This is a genomic window from Mesorhizobium sp. M2C.T.Ca.TU.002.02.1.1 (assembly GCF_003997225.1).
The window spans coordinates 1-3,392 of record NZ_RZTO01000688.1 but is presented as its reverse complement, the minus strand read 5'-3'; the positions used below and the strand labels follow the sequence as shown (position 1 = coordinate 3,392).

The window sequence follows — 3,392 nt, the reverse complement described above, 5'->3', positions numbered from 1 at the left end:
TGTTGCTGCACCTGCAGCGCCTGGAGGCGGGTCGATTCCTTGTTCATGTCGGCATCGACGAGCTGGCCGACGCCGCGATCGATGGAGTCCATCAGGCTCGTGGTGAATGTCTTCTGCAGGTCGATCGAACTCTTGGCGGCGCCGAGCTTGGTGGCGGCGTTCGTCATATCCTTCAGCGCGGCGTCGACGACGTTCATCATTGCCTGGATCTGGGTGTCGCTGGCAGCCGTGCCGCCCGAGAAGATGGTCAGGCCGGCGACCGAATAAGTGTCGGTGGCGGCGGCAGCGGCGCCCAGGGTCGGGGTCGAGGCCGTGGTGACAGCGGCGCCGGTGGTGCCGAGGCGCTCCGTGTCGAGGATGCCCTTCGCGGTCGGGGCAGCGCCCGAGTCATAGAGCTTGATGCTTTCCACGTTGACGTCGATCGTCGAGATGGAAACCGAACCGGTGGCGCTGCGGTTGAACGCCGAGACGATCTTGACGTCCGCCGCCGTGCCCGAAGCCGTAGACACCGACAGCATGTTGGTGCCGGAGAAGGTGGCGCCGTCGGCATAGGCCTTCAACTGGTCCTGAAGCGCCTTGATTTCAACCTGGGTCTTTTCCTTGGAAGCATCCGTCTGGCCGTAGGACGCGGTCAGCTTCTGCTGGATCTGGTTGATGGTGCTGATCGCGCTGTCCATGCCGGTGTAGGCGGTGTCGACCTTCGAGGCGCCGAGGCCCAGAGCGTCCGAAACGGTGGACATGGCCTGGTTGTCGGAGCGCATCGTGGTGGCGATCGACCAGTAAGCGGCGTTGTCGGAAGCCTGCGAGACGCGATAGCCCGTCGAGATGCGGGCCTGGGTGGTGTCGAGGTTCTTCTGGGTGGCGTTCAAGCTCTGCAGAGCGGTCAACGCCGAGGCGTTGGTCATGATACTGGCCATGGCTACTCGTACCTATTTTTACACGGATTTTTTGACATACCGGCTTGTCCGGTATGACGGTGCGGCATCATGCCAATGACCGTTCAGTTAGGTCACCCGCCATCTGCGAGCGACTATGGCGGGAAGTCCCTACCAAAGACCTAAATCGGACGGTTAATCGAAAATATATTGCGCAAAATTTGTGCGGGACGGGGACGGCATTTCGACAGCCGTCCGAGCGTCGTCAGGTGAAGGATCGCACTAGGCTGCCGACCAGAAGGTTCCAGCCGTCGATCAAAACGAAAAACAGAATCTTGAACGGCAGCGACACCACTGTCGGCGGCAGCATCATCATGCCCATGGCCATGGTGACGGTGGCGACGATGAGGTCGATAACGAGGAACGGCAGAACAATGAGAAAGCCGATCTCGAAGCCGCGCCGGATTTCCGAGATCATGAAGGCCGGCACCAGGATGCGCAGGTCGACGGTCTCGCGCGATACGGTCTGGCCGCGCTCGCGGGCGAGGTCGGCGAAGAGGTCGAAATCCTTGTCGCGCACATTGTGCAGCATGAAGTCGCGGAACGGACCGGAGATCTTCTCGAATGCCTCGCCTTGCGTGATCTGGTTGTCCATCAGCGGCTTCACGCCGGTGTTCCAGGCCTGGTCGAAGGTCGGCGCCATGACATAGAAGGTCATGAACAGCGACAGCGAGATCAGGATCAGGTTTGCCGGCGTCGATTGCAAGCCGATGCCGGCGCGCAGGATCGAGAAGGCGATGACGAAGCGGGTGAAGCTCGTCACCATGATCAGAAGGCCAGGCGCCACCGAAAGCACGGTGAGCAGGCCGAACATCTGGATCAGGTAGCCGACGGTCGTACCGTCGGCTTTGCCAATGCCGCCAAGATCGAGCTGCTGGGCCGCGGCGACGGAAGTGGTCGCGACGATGAGCGCCGTGGCTGTGAGGAACTTTCTCATTCGAGCAGCATCGTCCTGACGAGAACCTGTTTGACGTGGCCAGCGCTGCGCAGCGCCGCGCGCTCCTCGAGATCGGCCTTGAGATGCTGGTAACCGCTGGCGCCCTCGATCTGGTGCAGCTTGAGCGTGCGCACATAGGCGAGCAGGTCCTGGTGGATCTGCTCGGTCATTTCCTGCGGCTGGGGAGCATCGTAGAGCAGCGACGCTTCCAGCCGGATCCAGACATCCGACGGCGAGGCGAGATTGGTGGTGATCGCCGCCAGTTGCACCAGCGTCGGCCCGGCAGCCGCCTTGCCGCCCTCGGCGGGTTTTTCCGCGGTGCCGGCGTTCTCCGGCGCCGCGGGCACCGGCGCCGGCGTTTCGCCTTGCTTGAGATAGCCGCCGGAAACCCAGCCCATGCCGATGGCCGCGCCCGTCATGACCAGGAGCATGGCGAGCTGGATCACCAGGGAAGGTCCCTTCTTGGGTTGGACCTGCTCGACATTGGCCACGGCAACGCTCTCCCGGCCCTAGAAAGGAAGAACCTGGTCGAGGACCTGCTGGCCATAGGCCGGCTGCTGGACCTCGCTCACACGGCCTCGACCGCCATAGGAGATGCGCGCCTCGGCGATGCGCTCATATGGGATGGTGTTCTCAGCGCCGATGTCGGACGGACGAACCATGCCGGCGATGGTCAGCACGCGGAGCTCATAGTTGACTCGGACCTCCTGCGAGCCCCTGATCATCAGATTGCCGTTGGGCAGCACCTCGGTCACGACGGCGGCGACGTTGAGGGCGATGTCTTCCGAGCGCTTGATCTCGCCGTCGGCATTGGTCTCTGTGCTGGAGCTCAAGCCGGCGTCGCCCTTGCCGCTTGTGCTCTTGCCGTCCCATCCGAGCGTGACGTCGTAGCCGAGCTTGCGCGCGGCGGTGCGGCTGCGGTCGTTCTGGTTCTTGAAATTGGCCCGGTCGTTGAGCCTGATGTTGACGGTAAGGATGTCGCCAGCGCGCAGCGCGCGCGGATCGGTAAACAGCCGGCTCTGGCGGTCGTCCCACAGCGAGAATTTCTTCGGCCGCGAGGCCGGCGGCTCGGGATAGCTGTAGGGACCGGAGGCGCCGTCGCCGATACCGGAACCAACCGGCGATAAGGCGGGTTCCCTGCCGATCTCCTTGAAATTGGTGCCGCAGCCGGACAGCGCCGCGACAGAGACCAGGACGAGCAGTTTCAATTTCATGACGGATCAACCCTTCGCGCCGCGCTGGCCATGATGCCGGTGAGCGTCGCCGCCGCCTTCTGGTCCATTTCATTTAGGATGACGCCGGCCTTGCGCGAATCGAGCTTCATCAGGATGGCCGCCGCTAGTTCGGCATTGACCATCGCCAGACGTTCGGCGGCGGCGTCGGGCTTCATGCCGGCATAGATCTTGACGACGCCGTCCTCGGCACGCGCCAGGAACACTTCGCGGCGCTTCAGCCATTCCTCGTATTCGGCCTTTTTTGCCTCCAACGCTTTCATGCGCTCATCGATGCCGGCCTGCAGC

The 3,392-nt window shown here is 63.0% G+C and carries 5 protein-coding genes; all 5 read right to left on the bottom strand.

The features are described 5' to 3' along the window. A partial coding sequence (locus tag EOD07_RS27600; protein ID WP_127237643.1) for a flagellin occupies positions 1–917 on the bottom strand: 917 nt, incomplete at its 3' end. Between the two features lie 223 nt (positions 918–1,140). After that, positions 1,141–1,872, bottom strand: coding sequence for a flagellar type III secretion system pore protein FliP (gene fliP / locus EOD07_RS27595; protein ID WP_127237642.1), 732 nt, complete (start codon positions 1,870–1,872; stop codon positions 1,141–1,143). Further along, a complete protein-coding gene (locus EOD07_RS27590; RefSeq protein ID WP_127237641.1) occupies positions 1,869–2,363 on the bottom strand; it encodes a flagellar basal body-associated FliL family protein in 495 nt (164 codons plus the stop codon). The genes fliP and EOD07_RS27590 overlap by 4 nt, the downstream gene beginning before the upstream one ends. Positions 2,364–2,381: 18 nt before the next feature. Further along, positions 2,382–3,086, bottom strand: a complete 705-nt coding sequence (gene flgH, locus EOD07_RS27585) for a flagellar basal body L-ring protein FlgH (protein ID WP_127237640.1) — start codon at positions 3,084–3,086, stop codon at positions 2,382–2,384. Beyond that, positions 3,083–3,392: MotE family protein (locus EOD07_RS27580; RefSeq protein WP_164772586.1), on the bottom strand; the 310-nt coding region annotated here is incomplete at its 5' end. The genes EOD07_RS27580 and flgH, both read right to left, overlap by 4 nt.